A 17,193-nucleotide genomic window follows, 5' to 3' on the forward strand; every position below is an offset into this window, starting at 1 on the left:
CTCCGGGGCTTTTTATTGCCCAGCAACCGCTCTCCGCCTTTTGGCAGCCTAAGCTAAAGGGGGCGTAAACCCAAATGGCGCAGGGCTTTATGCTCTTGGGCTTTACAGCATGGCATCGGCCTAGCGCTGCGAAGGGGGGTAAGCCCGATAGGGCCGAGCGGATAGCGAGCCCCGCAGCATAGCGGCACCTGCCCGCAAGCCCCGTCCTTGCGGCAGGGGCAGGCCCCTATCCTTATGGAGGGGGCAAGCAAAAAAACGACAATTTGGTTTGCGCCCAGCTAGAGATGCGGAAACGCCCCTGCAGCACAAGTCCGGCAGAGGCGTTTTGTCTTTACGTTTAGGGCAGGAATAGCTCAGCACTCCTCAATGACTGCAGAAAGCCCCCTGTCGATCAGCGCATCCTTTTTAGGCTTGAGCACATTTTTAGGAGCTGTCTTAACGATGGCTTTCCCCTTGAAATGGATCATGAGGGCAAGCTGCTCAGATTGCTCGCTGCTGTACCCCAGCACTTCCATGAAACACTGAATGACCCAGTCGAAGGTGTTATGGTCATCATTGTAGACCACCAGCTGGGCCTTATGGCCTGTATCGGTTTCATCTTCAACGAGTACCTCTTCGAGTTCTTCCCAAGCAGGGTTCGTATTGAGCAATTCTTGGATCATAATATTTATCGGATTCATGTATTTGGCCGGCTATAGCCCAACAACTCAGGATTCCGCTCCGCGTCTACTGCGTGGTGTGAAATTATAGCGAAGCCACTCTTTTAGCTCGCAAGGCGAAAAACGCAGGCGATGCCGACACGAAACGTGGGGAAAAGAGGCCCTACGATGAAGTCGGCGAGGCTTTTCAACCTGCCTGCGGGGCGCATGCAGGCGCACCGCAGGTGGAGAAAGAGCAAGTCAGAAACCACAAATTTTGGGCTGGCTGACTATAATTAGCGGCCAGGCAGGGTGCTTTAAGCAGCTACAACTGCTTTTTCAACTAAGCCAGACCGCTCAAAGTTTCCTTGACTGCCTCAAAATTAGGAAGATTTCCGGCATTATCCAGCACTTCAGCGTATCGTACAACCCCTTCTTTGTCAATGACGAAAGCAGCACGCTTGGAAACGCCTTTCATGCCGAACACGAAGTCCTCGTACAGCGCACCGTAGGCCTGAGATGCAGACTTGTTGAAGTCTGAAAGCAGTGGGAAATTGAGTTGCTGGTCTGCTTTGAATTTTTCCAGTGTGAAAGGGGAGTCGACCGAAACCGCCAGGATTTCGGCATTCAGCCCTGAGTAGGTTGCGATATTGTCCCGCATGTGGCAAAGCTCGTCTGTGCAGACACTGGTAAAAGCAAGCGGGAAAAACAGCAGCACAACGTTTTTGCCTTTGTAATCAGATAGGGAGACCTCTTCTTTTTCACTGTTGTGCAGCGTGAACGCAGGAGCGGGAGAACCGACTTGGATGGACATAGTTTGTTTTTTATTTAGGTACAAAGAATGCGTACCGGCATCCATTAGCCGGTATTGTCGCAGGTAATAACACGGAAAGGGCAATTGCGTTTAGGCGTGCATGCGCAAAAAACAAGCCTGTAAGCCATACCAAGGGCTGCTCTTAAAATTTTGTTAAAAAAAGAGGCGCAGTATATGCGATTGCCTTTCAGGATTGCGTTAAGGGGGCATTGAAACCAACTAACTCTACTAACAACTAACTTATGGACCAGAAGAAAGGATTGATCGCCGCTGTTGTTGTGCTTGCACTTTTACTCCTTGGGGTAGGCATATGGGGCTTTCAGCAAAATAATGCCCGCAAAGACCTAGAAGGTGTACGCGACAAACTTGAGGGTACCGTAGAGGAGCTAGAAGTACTGCGCGAGGATCTCATCGGTGAAGTGGATAGTTTGCAGGGAGAGTACAATATGCTGGCAGAGCAGAACGGCGAGCTGCAGGGCAACCTGGCCCAGGCTCAGGAGGCTATCGCCAAGAAGGAGGCGGCTATCCGCAACATCAAAGCCAGTACATCTTCCGAAATCAATAGCCTGAGGGCAGAAATACAAGAGCTCATCGCGCTGAAGGACGAGCTGCAGGGCAACATACAAGCGCTTGTCGCCGAAAATGAATCCCTCAAGGAAGCCATGGGCATCCTGGAAGCAGACCTTACTGCTTCTAAAGAGGAAGTGGAGCAGCTCAACAACATCCGCCGTACCATAGAAGAGGAAAACGAACGGCTGACCTTGGCCAACTTCAAGGCTACGGCATTCCAGGTGGAGCTGGAGCGCGGCAATGAGAAAGTCACTTCCAAAGCCCGCCGGGTGCGCACCATCCGCGTGAGCTTCGACCTGACCAATGTGCCGGATAACTTGCAGGGGCTGCGGACACTCTACCTGACCATCAACGACGACAAGGGGACGCCCATCGCTGCGGCCAACCCGGTCAAAGCCCAGACTGTGGTAAACAACCAGAAAATGGACATCATTGCTGTAAAAGCCAAAGATGTCGACATTTCGGCCAATCAGCGGCTTTCCTTTGTGTATGATCTTGAGGACAAACTGGACCCGGGCTATTACCGCGTTTCCATCTTTACAGAAATTGGAATGCTGGGCTCTTCCAGCCTGCGCTTGCGCTAAAGGTTAACGGGCGAAATCCAGATTATCGTTTTGGGGCCTGCCCCTGCCAGCGGGCAGGTGCCGCTATGCTCCGGGGCTCGCTGTCCGCTCGGCCCTATCGGGCTTACACCCCTTCGCAGCGCTAGGCCAATGCCAGGCTGTAAAGCCCGAAAAGCATAACCGCCTGCGATATTTTGGTTTGCGCCCAGGTTAACCGCGCTTTTTGCTTTTGGCTTTGCCAAAAGTATTCAGGAGGAAGCAGCCGAAAACGGCTGCTTCCTCCTATTTTTTTGAAGGGCACCTTTATTTGGCAGTGGACTCTTTTATCTTTGCAAAATGACCAGCTGTACCGTTATGTCCCGTCTTGCCCTCTTTATTTTCTTGGCCTTATCGCTGAGTGCCTGTGTGAGCAAAAAGAAATACTTGGCAGGGCAGGCGGCCGCTGCTTTTATAGCCGATAGCTTAAGCACGAGGCTGAAGGCTGCAGAAGCCCTCGTCTATCAATTGCGGTTGGACACTGCCGAGCGCAGGGGAGAAAATACGGCCTTGCTGCAGTCGCAAGCCAATTATCAGGAGCGGATCATCCGTTTGGATGATGAAGTGGAGCGTTTGCAGCAGGAGCTCCGGAAAGAAGTCAAGGGCCTAGATGCCAACATACAGGCACGCGATGCAATAATTGAAGCCCAGAAAGCACGCCTGTCTAAAATAGAAGCTTTGCTCAACCTACAGGACAGTGTGCTGGGAGAAATGGCCAGGCAGCTGCAAGATACGCTGCCCAAGCTGGATTCCACCGCCTTCACTATAGAGGTCAGCAATCATCAGCTAGTCCTAGGGGTATTCGCCGATTACCTCTTTGCCCCCGGCAGTACGAGCAAGCTACAGCCCGAAGCCGACTCTTTTCTGCAGGTCATTTGCCCCATACTACAGCTGCAGCCCGGGCTCGATATAGAAGTCTTAGGGCATACCAACAATGAGCCCCTACGCCGCAGCAGCATTGACAGCAAGTGGGAGTACAGCGCTATGCGCGCCGCTACCCTGGCCAACCGTATGGCCCGGGACTATGAGGTGAGCAGCAGCCGGATAAAAGCTGCCGGAAAGGGGGATTTTGCCCCTAAGGCTTCCAATGCAACCCCTGAAGGCCGCCGGCTCAACCACCGCATCGAATGGGTGGTAGGACAAGGGCACGCCCGCTTTCTGAGAGACCTCCGCCGGCTGCTGGAGTAGCAGGCCTTGCGTCTGAGAAGTGTAAAAAGCCAGAAAAATGTTGGCAGCAGGTATGAAATCTGGCTTATCTTTCCGTTAATACCTATAGCGAATCATAAAACCCGGAGCGCTGAACGGCGGCTTCCCGTAAGATGTCTTCATGCGGCGCTCCTGCTACTACGTTTATGTTTGGAGCAAAATCAAAGGGATACAGCCAAACTACACCTCCAATCATACGCCTGGGTATTAACGATGGCAGCCTTTAGCCCTTAGCGGCTGTGCTGCCGGATAAACTATGAACAATGCAAAAAACAGTTTGCCTGGTTACCGGCGCAGGGTCGGGGCTGGGGTATGCAGTAGCCCGGGGCGCCGCCCGGGAAGGCGCAGCGGTGATTATGATGTGCTCCAACGAGCGCAGAGCCAAGAAAGCCCGTGTGAAACTAATCGCAGAAAGCCAGAACCCAGACATCGACCTGGTCCTCGTCGACTGGTCATCACAACAGGACATCCGGCGGGCTGCAGAAACCATCCAAGACCGGTATCCTTGTATCGACCTCCTCTTCAATTTAGCGGAAGCTTACTTCCCTTTGCGCAAACTTACCGAAGACGGCATAGAGCGCAACTTCGCTTACAACGTCCTTGCCCCTTTTCTGCTGGTCAATGAGCTCAGTGACACACTGATAGCAGCTGACGGGGCCCGCATCTTCAACCTCACTCATGAATCGCACCGCATTGGTTCGGTCAATTTCCGCAGCCCGGGGCTAAAGCATAGTTTCAACCTCAGAGATGCGCAGCGGCAGGTTGCACTGGCCCGCGTAAGCTGGACCTACGAGCTCGACTACCGGCTGGCGGGCACAGGCGTGGTAACTCATGCTTTTGCCACAGGCGCGGTGCATCCGGCTGCCCTACAGCAAGTGCCGCGTTTTATGCGCTGGTCTGTACGCCTTGCTACCCGTTTGTGGGAACGGCAGGAACCTGGCACAACAGATACGCTTATGCGCATGGCATTCTCAGCAGATTATGCAGAAGTGACCGGAAAGTACCTTTACCAAGGCCAAATGGTCAAGTCTTCCCCCATAACTTATAATGACTCCTACAACAACCGTTTGTGGGAGCTGTGCGAAAAGCACACCTACAGCACCCTCACTACAGCTATGGACCTACAGGAAATGCTGGCCACTATCGACCTCGAATAAGCCGCTTTTTTCTAGGCATCACCAGCCAGCCTATAGCGATAAGCAGGGCTATAGCGAGCAGAATCCAACGGATCAGGGGCTGCCCGTCTACTGGCTCAGGAGCGGTTGCCCCTGGAGCACCGATTAAGGAAAAGCTATGCCCATCCACTATTTGCAATGCAGTGGCAAGAGGGGTGCCAGACTGTACTTCGGACAAGAGTGCGAGATCGGCCTGAGAGCTGGGGCACTGCGCTGTGCTGTAAGCGATTTGAGAGTAGCCCTCATCCCATGCCTGTAGCAATTCCGCTGGCGCTGTAAAAGGCATGAGCAGGCTGGCCTTTTTGGTCTGGCCGCCCAGCCGCTGCAGTAGGGAGTCTGTGGCAGCGGGGCTGGTTATGATGGTCTGAGCGGTTTGGCCGGCAGTGGTCAAGGGCTGAGCTGCTGCTGCACCTGACGCCATCCATTCCGGGCAGGCTGTGTACATCCGGGCGGAGGAAGTTGGCAGTGCCCTTGGGGCCTGGGCATCAGGCAGGAAATAATAAAAACATGGCATGCTCTTATCCTTTGCTGGCTTTGGCCTGCGAACGGCAGCGATAAAATCCTCGGCAGAAAAGTGGGTGTATATCCCGATCTGTGTGGCCGCTCCGTTCTGCCCATCTGCCAACAACTGCTTAAATGGGAAGTGCCATAGCCCTTGATCAGGCAGCAGCCAAATGTTTTGCTGAAGAGCAGAAGTGTCCCAGCCGGGCAGCAGCAGAGCAGCCTGTCCGGCTGATAGCTCTTTCTCCCCCCGGCTCAGCTTATGGACAAACAATGATGGCTGTTCGGAAAAATGGACAACGCTCAGCGCTTTCCCATCGGACCAGTAGCCATACCCCCAGGCATGGTTGGCGGAAAGGCTTTCCAAGAAAGTTTTGAGAGCTGGCAATGGCTGGCCAAGGTGCTCTTGCTGCCATTGCCCCCATTTTTCTGTGATTTCTCTACTCGCCCGAAAGCCAGGATACTGAAGCTGGCCCGCCAGCCATTGGTAAGCAACAGGAGGCAGCGCCCGTTCCTGCCTCATTAAGGTAGCCATTATCCACTTTCCCCTTATCATCCATTCTGCGGCGATCTCCTCGCTCTCTGTGCGCTGCGTTTGTTGCCGTTGAAGGGCCATTGCCGCAAAAGCGGCCTGCAGCAGGCCCGGCAATTCGCGTTTGAGCCAGTGCCTTTGGTCTGGCTGAACGGGATACTGAAGCCATTGCAGTGCGGTGGCGATGCCCTTTGAAAAATGGTGCTCAGCAGTGGACAGGTTGCGGAGCATGTTCCGGTCCTGGAGCGAAAGGCTGGCGAAGTATTTCCCCGCGAGCAGGTGTGCGCTTAGGGCTTCAAAAGACCCTGCAGGGGCACGGGCCGCCTCATGGGCATAGTAGGCTGCCTGCTCTGCCAAACCTCGGGGCTCCGGAGCTGCAGGCTGGTCAATGCCTGCGAACATCAGCGGCTTACCTGTTGCGGCGGCCGCTTTGTTGAGCAGCTGCCGGGAAAGCGAATCGCTGGTATGATTCAGCCAGGGGTACAGCTGGCAGGCTTGCTCAAAATCGCCAAGCAGGAAATTGGCCTGAAGCTGCAGGCGCGCTGCGGCTTCAGGTATATTGCCCTTGTTATAAGCTGCCTTGGCAGCCCACTGCCGGGCTTTTCCTGGCTCCCCTGAATTGAGGCAATGCTCGGCAAGCAGAAGGAAAACGGCTTGTGCATCAGGCAGGGAGGTAGCATTTAGCGTAGCAAAAAGCTCGCCGGCTTCTTCTACAAGGGCCAGGTCCGGGCTTGCTGAGAGCTGTGCCTTTTGGTACAAGGCTTTTGCAAGGGGCAAAGCGCCAGCTTCACCAGCTTTTCTGAATGTGGCAATGGCTTTTTCAAAGAGGGGCAACGCAGCCTCATCTCCCTGTTCATGCCAGGCGAGGCCCAGTGCAAGGTAGGCTTGCCCCGTCTCGAGATGAGTAGGGCTATAGTAACTGCTGAAGATGCGGATGGCTTCTTCAGCGTATTGTGCCGCCTGCTTGTGCCGGCCTTGCAGGCGAGAGGTTCGGCTCAAGTGGAGCAGGGATTGAGCAGAGGCAGGGTGAGCTCTGGTATGGAGGTCCTCCCTGATGTCCAATGCCATCTGATGGCAACGCCCTGCATCGGCATAGCGTTCGGCGGCTTCATAAACCTGCCCTAGTTTATGGGAAGCTTTAGCAGCCTCGTCGTTATTGCGCCCAAGGGTTTGGATACTTTGCCACAGCGCTTCTTTGGCAGTGGACTTGGCCCGCTCTAAGCTGCCCGTGTTGATATAGGCTTGAGTGATTTCATTGAGGCAGGCGAAATAGTATTGCCACTGGGCATTTTGCTTGTGGAGCTGTGCTGCTTTTTGCAGCTCAATAATGGCGCGCTCATATTCTTGATTGAGCAGCAGGGATGCCGCCCGGTTCTGATAGGCCATGGCATCGGCAGGCTGCGCAGCGGATTCAAAGTGGCCGGCCAGCCCCAACGCAAAACAACAAGACAATAAGATCAGGTTTCTCATAGCAAGTGTTAGTCATCATCGAAGTTTATATCCTTTTGCAGGGCTAAAGCAGAGGCTGCACAAAAGGTTTCCCGGGCTGTTAGGTTAGGCAGCCCAAGTTTGTGTGTAGTTTGGAAAAAGAGGGGCAGGCAGTGGACGAGCTTTGCCCTTGGGGAAGTTACAGCTTTTTGCAGGAAGCTCCTACACTTGTGAAAAATGCCTATGTGGCACACAATAGAAACGGGAGCACAGCACAGCTGTACTCCCGTAGCGTTTGTTTATGCTTATGCAGAAAGCGCTGAGGCTTTTTGGGGGATAAAAACACCAAACCAGCTCGTACCTTACGTGTATTTGGTGCACCGCCCCGTCAGCAGTTTTTTTGCCTAAAGCCTATGAGCCCTGCTTTCCTGGGCACGTAAGATGAAGTGCCCAGGGATCAGCCTAATACCGGTCGTTGCCGCCGCCGCGGTAATCGTCGTTGTCACGGCTGCTCCTGCGGTTGCCGCCGTCCCGGTAGCCGCCGCTATCCCGGTCTCCGCCGCGCCCACGGCCACCGCCGTATCCGCCACGGTCGCGCCCACCGCCGCCATATCCGCCGCCATATCCGCCGCGGTCGCCACCACGGTCGCCATATCCGCCACGGTCACGCCCACCGCCGTATCCACCTCGGCCGCCGCCGCCATATCCGCCACGATCGCCGCCGCCACGGTTGAAGCCGCCGCCGCCACCGCGTTTTTCGCGGGGCTCTGCTTGTTTCACTACAATTGTGTTGCCATCCAGGTCAGATTCATTCAATGCTTCAATAGCAGCGTACGCTTCGTTGTCGTCCGACATTTCCACAAAGCCAAAGCCCCGGGATTTCCCCGTGAAGTGGTCGTTGATCACTTTGGCCGATTCCACAGTGCCGAAAGCTTCAAATGCGTTACGCAGACCATCACTGTCTGTATCAAAGTTGAGCCTAGCAACAAAAATATTCATCACAAAAAGGTTAAAGAGTGAAAAATAAAATTGAAGCATACCCACAGGGCTGCGCTACAGATACATGGCCATTGGGCTCAGCCTTGCCGAAGGAAGCTTATACTCGGGGCTGTCATAGGGAAAGCACAAAATAGAAGCGGGGAAAGGGAGCAAAGGCGCAGGCATCTTTCGGTGGAGCCAGGTGGTATATGCTTTAGATAATCATTAACAAAAATTGAAGAAACCCACCTAAAGGAGAATGCCCGGTCCCGGATCTCAACCTTTCAGGAAAGCAAAACGAACTACCCATGTGCTAAAGGCAAATGGGCTTCAGGTTTTACAGCAACTTGCTTACTGCTTCCTAAGAAGTTAGAAGTCTTACCGTCGCTCCACCCGTGTACTCGCAAGTCCCTTACGAGGTTTTAATGTCTTATACTGACAGTTCAAATATACAACATTTGTCGTTTACACCCCACAGGCTAAAGACCTGCGGGTTTTACGATCTTTTTATAAATTCCTATCTAGCCGGAGGTTAGCCAAGGCCATTACCTCGGTGAACAACTCTCCAAATATAGACAAAAAAAGCACTAAGAGTCAAGGGGCTAGAAGCTGTAAGCTTAAAAATAGGCCAGATTATACGCCCCGTACCCGGGTAGTCGCAAAGAGGCGTTTTACGCTGTAGCGGCCCACACCATTGGCCCACACCATCAGCAGGCCGCCCACTATGGCGATGTTTTTCATAAACAAAATAGACTGCAACCGCCGCGCAGGCTCGGGGTCGTTCCAAAAGGAATGCACAATAAAGGTTACGGGGATCCAATAGCAGAGCAGGAGGAACATCGCGAGCCCCGTACGGTAGCCGATCAGCAGCAGGGTGCCGCCCAGGAGCATGAGGATGATGGCACCCACCAATAGCAGGTCCTGCCGCCATTCGAGCCCGTAGAGGGACATCTTCTCTTGGGTCTGCTCAAAATAGAAAATGGAATCATAGGCTTCGTAAAGGAAAATAAAAGAGAGCATGCCCCGGCCCAATAAATCTAAAATATCTTTCATTACACTATGCTTCTTTAAAATTGCGCGCAATTTAGCAGTAATTGTGGATACCGGTAGATAAATGGCAGCTCCGTTTCTTCGTTTTGCTGCCGTTGCAATAGCTCCGCGCGCGTGCGCCAATCAAATTGCCGTTAGGATGGGGCCTGCCCCTGCCTAACGGCAGGTGCCGCTATGCTCCGGGGCTCGCTATCCGCTCGGCCCTATCGGGCTTAGAGCTTTTTGGGATTTTGCTTTTGGAGCGAACGTAGCCAAATTTTGCCCTGATCGAGGCGTGATATATTCAAGAATGGGACAAAGGGCCCCATTCTTGAATCCAATAGCCTTAGCTACGTGACCGAAGAACAACGAAGAGCAGGACAAAATTTGGCAAGAGCAGCCCAAAGGGTAAAACCCCAAGAAGCTCTTATACCCCTTCGCAGCGCTAGTCCAATCCCAGCCTAAAGCCCGAAAAGTATAAACGCCTACGACATTTTGGTTTACGCCTGTACCGCTCCACTTCTGCAAAAAGGCACTAGTGGTCTGTCAAGGCTAAAACTAGGGGTTACCTGCGGCGACTTTTGAGGCTACTCTTCGTTGGACAACCCCTTACGTAGCGCTGCTATGCGCGGGAACATCCGCCTTGATTAGCCTCAAAATTCGCTCCCACTCAACCCAAAAATTAACACTTGACAGACCACTAGGGCGCTCTGCCTGTTCGCACGCACAGGTTGGCCTAAGGGTTTGTTTGGAGCATTTCCGTTCTGAAAATCCGGCAAGGGAGTTAGGCTCATCAAGCGTTGATTGGCAATAGTAACGAGCCCGGAACAGGCTCTAATGCTTATCTTTTAGGTAAGCGGCTACAGCCCGGGCCACATTTTGCCCGTCCATGGCTGCAGAAATGATCCCACCGGCATAACCGGCCCCCTCTCCGGCAGGGAATAGCCCCTCTACCTGATCGTGCATGTAGGTCTCCGGGTTTCTGGGGATGCGGACCGGCGAGCTCGTGCGGCTTTCCACACCTACCACATTGGCCTCTTCGGTATAGTAGCCTTTCATTTTTTTGCCAAACTCCTTCACCCCCTCCTGCAGCCGTTGGGCAATGCCCTTGGGCAGTATTTCGTGCACTGGAGCAGCATAAATGCCCGGGATATAGGAAGTCCCATTCAGCGCGCCCGAAACCTTGCCCTGTACGAAATCGGTCAGCTTTTGGGCCGGAGCCTGCTGCCCTCCGTCGCCATAGTTGAACATGTCCTGTTCTGCAGCTTGCTGGAAGGCCAGGCCAGCAAAAATGCCATGTTGCCCGAAAGGCTTCAGGTCTTCCAGCTCTACGGCGACTACTGTGCCGGAATTCGCATAAGGGGAATCGCGGCGCGACATTGACATGCCGTTCACGACCAGTTCTCCTGGTGCAGTGGCAGCCGGCACAATCAGCCCGCCGGGGCACATACAAAAGGAGAAAACCCCACGGCCTGCTATCTGGCAAGCCAGGCGATAGCTAGATGCGGGGAGGGCTTCCTCCCTTGGGCGTTGGTTGTACTGTATCTGGTCAATCAGTGGTTGGGGGTGCTCTATGCGCACGCCGAGCGCAAAAGGCTTGGCTTCGAGGTGCACGCCCCTTTGGTGTAGGAGGCGGTAAATGTCTCGGGCCGAATGCCCGGTGGCGAGCACTACTTCTCCCGCCCGTATTTCCTTTTCCCCATTGACCACTACCCCTCTAATCTTATTTTCTTCAATAAGGAAATCAGTGACTGCGCTGTCAAAGTGGACTTCGCCCCCATAGTGGAGGATCGTTTGCCGGATGTTGGCGACAATCTGAGGGAGCTTGTTGGAGCCTATGTGGGGGTGGGCGTCGATGAGGATGTCAGGGTTGGCGCCATGTTCAACAAACAGGCGCATCGCTTTTTCGATATTCCCCCGCTTGTGAGAGCGGGTGTAGAGCTTGCCATCTGAGTAAGTGCCGGCCCCGCCTTCCCCAAAGCAATAATTGGAGTGCGGGTTGACCTCGCTGAACTGTTGTATGGCGCGGAGGTCCCGCCGCCTTGCCCGTACATCTTTGCCCCGGTCTAGCACTACAGGCTTCAGCCCCAGCTCTATGAGTTCGAGTGCGGCAAAATAGCCTGTAGGGCCTGCACCTATGATCAGCACTTTATGTGCATCGGCCACTTCTTTGAACCCGCTCAGTATGGCAGGCTCCGGCTCGTAGGGCTCGTTGGCATGTACAGCAACGCGCAGCCGTACGACCGGCCGGCGCCCGCGCGCATCCACTGACCTGCGCAGCAAGCGCACGGCAGTAACCGCATTGGGCTCAATTTTGCTTTTTTGGATAGCCGCTGCCCGGATACGGTCCTCGTGGAGTGCATCCGGCGGGCTTAATTTTATCTCGAGTTCCTGAATCATAACTATTGATCCTGTACTGGGGGTTTCCTTTGGGATGTATCGGGCAGAACGGGCGAAGGCCGCTCTACTTCTGCCCGTTCTCGGTCGAGCTTAGGCTCTGGCCCTTCCGTTTCCGGGCGCGCCCACAGCGCGCCCCCTTGCTTTTGAAAAGTATCCGGCACAAAGATACGGCTCACAACCTGCTCCTCGGACTGGATATCCTCAATTTTGATGGCATGCCGTAGGAGGTCTTTACTGCTCAGGATCAGGCTGTCGCTTTGCTCAAGAGCTACAAAGTCATAGCGCCCCTCTTTCAAGAAAAAGTCGAAAACCCCTTTGGAGGCGTTGTACATCTCTACCTGCGTTTCTGTCAATATGGTATTGCCCGCCCAAGGGATGATTTCGTACTCATCAGCCTCGTAAATATTGAAGACAAGCTGCTGTGTGGCGGCCGGCACCTCAAAAACTTTGTGGAGGGTCTTTTTCAGCTGAGCTTGTGCAGAAGTGGCAGCGTACAGGAAGAATATGCTGCAGAGGGTCGCGGTTTTCATGGTAGATGTTGCATTTGCCCCGTTTCGGCGGGTTAACCTGGAAAATTAGCGTTCTTCTATGCTCAAAATACAATAAGCTAAAAAAACGCACAGCTGCATTCCGTACAGAACGTTAGGCACGCAGTGAGCTGTCATGGGCGTGAACCAAATTGTCGTAGGCGTTTATGCTTTCCGGGCTTTAGGCTGGCATTGGCCTAGCGCTGCGCAGGGGTATTAGCCCGATAGGGCCGAGCGGACAGCGAGCCCCGTAGCATAGCGGCACCTGCCTGCTGGCAGGGGCAGGCCCCATCAAAAAAAACGACAATCTGGTTTGCGCCCGCTGTCATCCATCATAACAGCTGCCTGAGTGTACGCTCAAGTACTGAATAAACGCAAGCTGTACGTTTTTTAACGCAGGGCAAAAGTTAAAGTTTCCTGCTGGGCCGCCCGGCAGGGCTTGGAACTTATACTCCCCTCGGGCACAATAAGTGATTTTTGACTTTTCTTTTTGCATCCTGCGGCGTTAAAAATGCTCGCCGACCTCACGGTGGGGCCCCTTTTCCCCACGCTTCGTGTAGGCTATGCCTGTGCTTTTTTGCCTTGCAGGCCACAAAAACAAAGTCGTCAAAATTTCACCTCTCGTGCCCGAGGGGAGTAGGTTTAGAGCGGGTTTGTTTTGAAAACTATAAAGCATTGATTTTCAAAAGGAGTAAACGCTTAACGCCTTGCCCACCCTCTTTCACATAGAATCCTCTGCAGACAAAGCCCCTTCCTCCTTTGCCGGTGCCTCGAACTGCACACCGCGGGGGAGGAATACGCTCACTGAAATGCTTTCTTCCAAGACTTTCCCACCGATTTTCACTTCCCGCCCGATATTGGGGGCAGTGATGGTGTAGACCTGGCCCAGCTCTTCCCCTTGTAGGTTGTAGCGGCCTGCCCTTACCAATGACTTGATCAGGGCTTCACTGCCTGAGTCCAGGGCTATGGACAGCTGTATCCGGACGGTATTGTTGTCCCAATGCGCTACCTCAGTTGGGGCATCTAGTTGGAGTGCGACTGCAGAAAGCCCCTGCAGGTTGAATGATTTTACGAGTGTTTTGCTAGCCCCTTGCCCGTGCAGTACGCTGAACGAGCAAAAAAGGAAGGCAAACAGAGTGGTAATGAGTGGATAGTTGAAGTTTCTCATAGGCTGCCTCCTGGTTTTTGTGATCTAATGTATGTTTGGCCACAGCTATGCTCTGGCAGGATGAACGTGGTTTGAGGTGCTCGACTGCGCGTGGCAGTACTCCATGATTTTTACGGAAGGCCATCTTGGGTGGGGGTAATAAAAAGACCCCGTCCGGTTGTAAAACGCTGCCTGCTGTGGGAAAATTCCCGCCTGGCCTTAGAATTAGCGGATAGCTTCTCGTATCCTGGCCAGTTTCTCAAGCAGCGGGCGGAGCTGATCCATAGGCAACATATTGGCCCCATCCGATTTGGCCTCACTTGGGCGGGGGTGTGTCTCTATGAAAAGGCCGTCGGTACCTGCTGCAATACCTGCCCTGGCAATAGTGCTGATCAAAGCCGGGCGCCCGCCAGTCACACCTGAGGATTGGTTGGGCTGCTGTAGGGAGTGGGTGCAGTCTAGCACAACAGGGCTGCCCAGGCTTTGCATGACAGGTATGCCCCGGAAGTCGACGACGAGGTCTTGGTAGCCAAAAGTCACCCCTCTCTCGGTCAGTAATACCTGCTCATTGCCAGCATCAATGACTTTGTCGCGGGCAAACTTCATGGCCTCCGGGCTTAAGAACTGCCCCTTTTTGATGTTGACGGCCTTGCCGGTTTCAGCAGCAGCCACCAACAGGGTAGTTTGCCGGCAGAGGAAAGCGGGGATTTGCAGCACATCCACATACTGTGCAGCCATAGCTGCTTCGGCCTCCGTGTGGATGTCGGTAGTGACAGGCACTTGAAATTCTTCGCCTATCTTTTGCAAGATACCAAGGGCTTTCTCATCCCCAATGCCGGTGAAAGAGTCAATGCGCGACCGGTTGGCCTTGCGGTAGGAGCCTTTGAAAATGAACGGGATGTGCAGGTCATCGCATACCTCGCTGATGTGGCGTGCTATCTCGAAGGCCATGTCTTCCCCTTCGATGGCACAGGGGCCGGCGATCAGGAAAAAGTTTCCGGAAGAAAGGTGGCGCAGGCGGGGCAGGCTGGAAAGTTGCATAGGGTGGAAATGTTAATGCTTTAGCAAGATGTATGAGCTTACAAAGCTAAGCTTTTTAGCGGCTTGGCACAGGGCGCGTTGCACAAGAAAGCCGGCCCCTGCCCTGAGGGCAAAGCACCGGCTTTCTTGCTCAGCGGCCTTTCTGCCTTTACAGCCTGATGGTCAGGCCGGCATTGAGTATGGAGATGCCATAGCCGACTTCGCCAAAGAAGCCGATGCCGTGTCCGGTATAGTAAGATGCGCCTACAAATGCACTGTATAAGAACTTACTAGAAGCAGGCTGTACAAAGGAGGGCTGATCATCATTGGCGCTTTTGGGCAGGCCATTGATGCGCTCATCAACGTTGGGCATGTCATAGGCCAAGAGCGCGCCCCCGTAGATGTTCACCTTGTCGTTGAGGCTGCCGTGTGCGGCTGCCCTCAGGCCGAGCATCAGCGACTCGTTGCGGATGTCCTGAAGTGTGCCATCAGGGAGCAGGCGGTTGTTGACTTCAGATTTAGAGTAAGCAGCGTAAGCTCCTAGCGTGAAGCGCTCAGCCAGGCGCACATCGGCCCGCAGGCTCACCGGAGGGACGATGCTCTGCGCACCGTCTTTGGCGTAAGTAGAGAAGATGCCCACGCCAGCTGCCAGCTCAACCTGCCCAGGTTTGAATGATGCCTGTGCTTGAAGAGCGATAAAGCTTGCACACATCAGCGCGAAAATAAGGGTCACATTTTTCATTGGAGTCTCGTTTTTTTAACAGCAGAGCTGTTGGGGTTTGGAATATGCTGCATCCCTATTGGTGCCGCAAAATTAGGGGGTGCTGATGTAGGAATCAAGACAACAGGCAAATTTTATTTTGAATTAACAAGCAATTGTGGGCTTTGTGAATTTTTTATTTTGATTAGTGGTAAAAAGCAGTTGTTGTACGAATACTTTTTGAGGCAAACGACATTTTATCAGGAACGTGGTGCGAAGCCAGAATCAAATTTTTTTGTGTGCCGAGCGCTTCTTTCTAACGGCGGCAAAATGCGCCGTATTTTATAGGACGCCCCTTTCTTTCTCCCATTGGCCCGAAAACCGGGATCATTAATCGAAATGGGGCAACAAAACCTGTTTTTATCTCATTCTCAGGTTATCGCTCTGCACCCGGGCACACTTTCCCGGGCACTTCCACTAACAGTCACAACAAGAGTACCATGCGGTTATTGATTTTCATAGCCTTGCTGCTAGCCTTTGATGTATATGCATTTCAGGCGTTCCGGAGTATGGCACAGGGCTGGCCTCCTGTATTGCGCAATATGCTTTACATCGTTTACTGGATGATCCCGGCTGCCCTGGCCGGCTGGATGGCGGCCAACGCTTCTGGGTTGGCCGAGGGCCTTCCCAAAAGCGTAGTCATGGTAGGCCGGGCATTTTTCTTCATTGCCTACTTGTCCAAAGCACTGATCACTGGGGTGCTCCTCATCGATGACCTGCGCAGGGGCGCTGCCTGGGGCTATCAGCAACTGGCAGGCACGGAAGCGGTCAACCCCGGCCGTTCGCGCTTTATGGTGCAGCTGGGGCTTGGGCTTGCAGCCATCCCCTTTTTCTCCTTGATCTACGGCATGGTGCGCAACCCCTACCGCTACCGGCTTTTCAGAGAGCAGGTGCCGGTGCCTGGGCTGCCCAAAGCACTAGACGGGCTGAAAATCATTCAGATTTCAGATATACATACGGGCAGCTTTCTGCATAAAGAGCCGGTACGCAATGCTGTGGACCTCATCAACGCACAACAGCCGGACCTGGTCTTTTTTACTGGCGACTTGGTCAACAATACAGCTGACGAGGCCACGCCATATATCGATGTCTTCGACAAGATACAAGCTCGGTATGGCGTATACTCGGTTTTGGGCAACCACGACTACGGAGATTATGTACGCTGGCCAGACGAGGCGGCTAAGCGCGGCAATATGGAACAGCTGTTGGGCACTCATCGTCAGATGGGCTGGGAGGTGCTGCTGAACGAAAACCGCCTGCTGGACATCAGAGGCGAACAGGTTGCTATCATTGGTGTAGAGAACTACTCTGCCCATCCCCGTTTCCCGAAATATGGCGATTTGGAGCAGGCTTACGCAGGGGCTGAGGGGGCTGGGCTGAAGCTGCTGCTGTCGCATGACCCTTCCCATTGGGAGGATCAGGTGGTCAAAACGTTCAAGGACATCGCGCTGACTTTTTCAGGGCACACCCACGGCATGCAGTTTGGGGTGGAAATCCCAGGCTGGCTGAAATGGAGCCCTATCAAATATGTTTACAAGCAATGGGCAGGGCTGTATCAATCGGGGGGGCAGTACCTTTATGTCAACCGTGGGCTAGGCTACCTAGGCTATCCGGGCAGGGTTGGGATCTTGCCAGAAGTGACTTGTATCGAGCTGCAGGCGGCAGATGCCTGAGGGTAGATATGGGTTGGCTGTAGCGCTGTTCAGAGCGCTTCGCACTCTTGCCGCTCTATATGAACGAGCGGGATTAGGCGATAGCCCAATCGAATGCCCAGTGGCTATCTGGCAGGATGAGCCCCGAAGGCGGAGCGCCAAGTCCTGCGTATGTCCTATGTAATATCTGTCGGCCGAGGGGGAATAAAGGGTGTAG

Annotated in this window: 15 protein-coding genes; 5 read left to right on the forward strand and 10 right to left on the reverse strand. The window is 53.7% G+C overall.

The window, feature by feature from the left end; translation table 11 throughout:
• Positions 1-353: 353 nt before the first annotated feature.
• Positions 354-662: an ATP-dependent Clp protease adaptor ClpS gene (locus FRY97_RS14225; protein ID WP_147168235.1), complete on the reverse strand. Its 309-nt coding sequence runs from the start codon at positions 660-662 to the stop codon at positions 354-356.
• Positions 663-981: 319 nt separating this feature from the next.
• Positions 982-1,452 carry a redoxin domain-containing protein gene (locus FRY97_RS14230; protein WP_147168220.1) on the reverse strand — a complete coding sequence of 157 codons (471 nt, stop codon included), beginning with the start codon at positions 1,450-1,452 and terminating at the stop codon, positions 982-984.
• Positions 1,453-1,694: 242 nt separating this feature from the next.
• Here FRY97_RS14230 and FRY97_RS14235 point away from each other — a divergent pair, with 242 nt between their 5' ends.
• From FRY97_RS14235 to FRY97_RS14245, 3 genes are all read left to right on the forward strand, one after another.
• The gene (locus FRY97_RS14235; RefSeq protein WP_147168221.1) at positions 1,695-2,606 is read left to right on the forward strand and encodes a hypothetical protein; all 912 of its coding nucleotides are present in this window, start codon (positions 1,695-1,697) and stop codon (positions 2,604-2,606) included.
• A gap of 333 nt (positions 2,607-2,939) precedes the next feature.
• On the forward strand, positions 2,940-3,809 hold the full coding sequence (locus tag FRY97_RS14240) for an OmpA/MotB family protein (protein ID WP_170254654.1): 870 nt from the start codon (positions 2,940-2,942) through the stop codon (positions 3,807-3,809).
• A 281-nt stretch (positions 3,810-4,090) separates the two neighbouring features.
• A complete protein-coding gene (locus tag FRY97_RS14245; RefSeq protein WP_147168223.1) occupies positions 4,091-4,984 on the forward strand; it encodes an SDR family NAD(P)-dependent oxidoreductase in 894 nt (297 codons plus the stop codon).
• On the opposite strand, the gene FRY97_RS14250 is transcribed toward FRY97_RS14245, so the two are convergent.
• From FRY97_RS14250 to FRY97_RS14285, 8 genes are all read right to left on the reverse strand, one after another.
• Positions 4,968-7,505, reverse strand: coding sequence for a tetratricopeptide repeat protein (locus tag FRY97_RS14250; RefSeq protein ID WP_147168224.1), 2,538 nt, complete (start codon positions 7,503-7,505; stop codon positions 4,968-4,970). The two genes, FRY97_RS14245 and FRY97_RS14250, sit on opposite strands and share 17 nt — an antisense overlap.
• Before the next feature lie 420 nt (positions 7,506-7,925).
• Positions 7,926-8,462, reverse strand: coding sequence for an RNA recognition motif domain-containing protein (locus FRY97_RS14255; protein ID WP_147168225.1), 537 nt, complete (start codon positions 8,460-8,462; stop codon positions 7,926-7,928).
• A gap of 612 nt (positions 8,463-9,074) precedes the next feature.
• Positions 9,075-9,494, reverse strand: coding sequence for a DoxX family protein (locus FRY97_RS14260; protein WP_147168226.1), 420 nt, complete (start codon positions 9,492-9,494; stop codon positions 9,075-9,077).
• A gap of 810 nt (positions 9,495-10,304) precedes the next feature.
• Complete coding sequence (locus FRY97_RS14265; RefSeq protein WP_147168227.1) at positions 10,305-11,870, reverse strand: NAD(P)/FAD-dependent oxidoreductase; 1,566 nt, start codon at positions 11,868-11,870, stop codon at positions 10,305-10,307.
• A gap of 2 nt (positions 11,871-11,872) precedes the next feature.
• Positions 11,873-12,400, reverse strand: coding sequence for a hypothetical protein (locus FRY97_RS14270; RefSeq protein WP_147168228.1), 528 nt, complete (start codon positions 12,398-12,400; stop codon positions 11,873-11,875).
• Between the two features lie 718 nt (positions 12,401-13,118).
• Entirely contained in the window at positions 13,119-13,565 is a 447-nt protein-coding gene (locus tag FRY97_RS14275; protein ID WP_147168229.1) for a hypothetical protein, read from the reverse strand.
• Positions 13,566-13,769: 204 nt separating this feature from the next.
• Positions 13,770-14,585 carry a 3-deoxy-8-phosphooctulonate synthase gene (gene kdsA, locus FRY97_RS14280; protein ID WP_147168230.1) on the reverse strand — a complete coding sequence of 272 codons (816 nt, stop codon included), beginning with the start codon at positions 14,583-14,585 and terminating at the stop codon, positions 13,770-13,772.
• A gap of 148 nt (positions 14,586-14,733) precedes the next feature.
• Complete coding sequence (locus FRY97_RS14285) at positions 14,734-15,306, reverse strand: outer membrane beta-barrel protein (protein ID WP_147168231.1); 573 nt, start codon at positions 15,304-15,306, stop codon at positions 14,734-14,736.
• A 30-nt stretch (positions 15,307-15,336) separates the two neighbouring features.
• Here FRY97_RS14285 and FRY97_RS14290 point away from each other — a divergent pair, with 30 nt between their 5' ends.
• A complete protein-coding gene (locus FRY97_RS14290) occupies positions 15,337-15,612 on the forward strand; it encodes a hypothetical protein (RefSeq protein WP_147168232.1) in 276 nt (91 codons plus the stop codon).
• Positions 15,613-15,764: 152 nt separating this feature from the next.
• Positions 15,765-16,997: a metallophosphoesterase gene (locus FRY97_RS14295; RefSeq protein ID WP_147168233.1), complete on the forward strand. Its 1,233-nt coding sequence runs from the start codon at positions 15,765-15,767 to the stop codon at positions 16,995-16,997.
• Positions 16,998-17,193: the final 196 nt, after the last annotated feature.

It is taken from the genome of Phaeodactylibacter luteus, from assembly GCF_007993045.1.
Taxonomy (GTDB): Bacteria; Bacteroidota; Bacteroidia; order Chitinophagales; family Saprospiraceae; genus Phaeodactylibacter; species Phaeodactylibacter luteus.